General features: G+C 42.2%; 1 protein-coding gene. It reads right to left on the bottom strand.

Features of this window, described 5'->3' with window-relative positions:
- The coding region (gene ltrA, locus B6A10_RS16225; RefSeq protein WP_188221705.1) for a group II intron reverse transcriptase/maturase at positions 1-1,160 on the bottom strand (1,160 nt) is incomplete at its 3' end.
- Positions 1,161-1,277: the final 117 nt, after the last annotated feature.

Genomic DNA, 1,277 nt, shown 5'->3' with positions numbered 1-1,277 from the left:
CCTTTACGGGTGCGACTAAATGCGTAGGCATGGTCTGGGTCTACTCCCAATCGAATCAGGTTTTTCCTTTTCCGTTCGGGTTTTTTCCAATCATGCCAAATGCAGTAGCGTAGTCGATTACGTAGCCAGCCGTCCAAATCACGTAGTTTGCCCATAATACTCGTTCCTCGAAAATAGTTTAGCCATCCTCGTTGCACTTCTTTTATCTTGGCAATACGCTCTTCAAGTTTAACTGGAGCGGTTTTTCGGCTAATGCTTTTGAGCCGTTCTTTGAGTTTCTTCCAAGCTTTCTCTGCAACCACCAACTGATAGTCATTCTTACTTCCTTTCTTGTAGGTAGGCACAAAACCAAATCCCAAAATCGTAAAGTGTACAGGACGTCTAATCCCGCTTTTATCTTCATTAATAGTGAGTTTGAGTTTCGCTTTCAAGAATTTCCTAATCGCTTGTGCCGTGGCTTTCGCCTGATTTTGGCTTTTACAGTAAATACTGAAATCATCGGCATAACGTACAAATTTCAGTTTCCGTCTTGTCATTTCTTTGTCTAACTCATTGAGTAAGATATTGGACAACAATGGACTTAAAGGACTTCCTTGCGGAACGCCTTTTCTTCGTTTTTGCAGTTTACCGTTGATTCGTATTGATACTCGGAGCCATTTTCTTATCAGGCGTATCGTGGTTTTGCATTTCACTTTTTGATACACCAAATTCAGCAGTAAACAATGGTCTACTTCGTCAAAGAAATTTTTGAGGTCAATATCCACAATATGGTTCAGTCCCTGATGGATGTAGTCCCTTGCCTGCCCAACGGCTTGTCGGGCATTCTTGTTGGGTCTAAATCCAAAACTGTTGTTGCTGAATTCGGGTTCAAATAGCGATGCAATAACCTGCGATACGGCTTGTTGCAATACCCGGTCGGTAGTGGTAGGAACACCTAAAAGTCGGGGTTTGCCGTTGCTTTTTGGAATCTCCACACCTAAAATGGCTTGTGGCTGGTAGTTACCTGTTCTGATAGCTGCGAGCAATTGTGGTTTCGTTTGAGGGAATAGTGTTTTTAGCTGACTGGTTTTGATACCGTCAACCCCTGCGCTTCCTTTGTTGAAAATCACCTGCTCTACTGCCTTTTGCAGATTGTAAGGATGTACTACTTTTTCAATCATTCTCTTGTTTTAATCGTTTAAGCTGTTCTCGTTTTTCAGGGCTATAACTTGCGCTATTCCGTTGAAAATTAAGAACCATTTTACGTTCAGTCCTTCCTTATTGGTGAGTCCTCCACT

Origin of the sequence: Flavobacterium pokkalii (assembly GCF_014596575.1) — a bacterium.
In the GTDB taxonomy this organism is placed as follows: domain Bacteria; phylum Bacteroidota; class Bacteroidia; order Flavobacteriales; family Flavobacteriaceae; genus Flavobacterium; species Flavobacterium pokkalii.
This window is presented reverse-complemented; position numbering and strand designations above follow the sequence as displayed.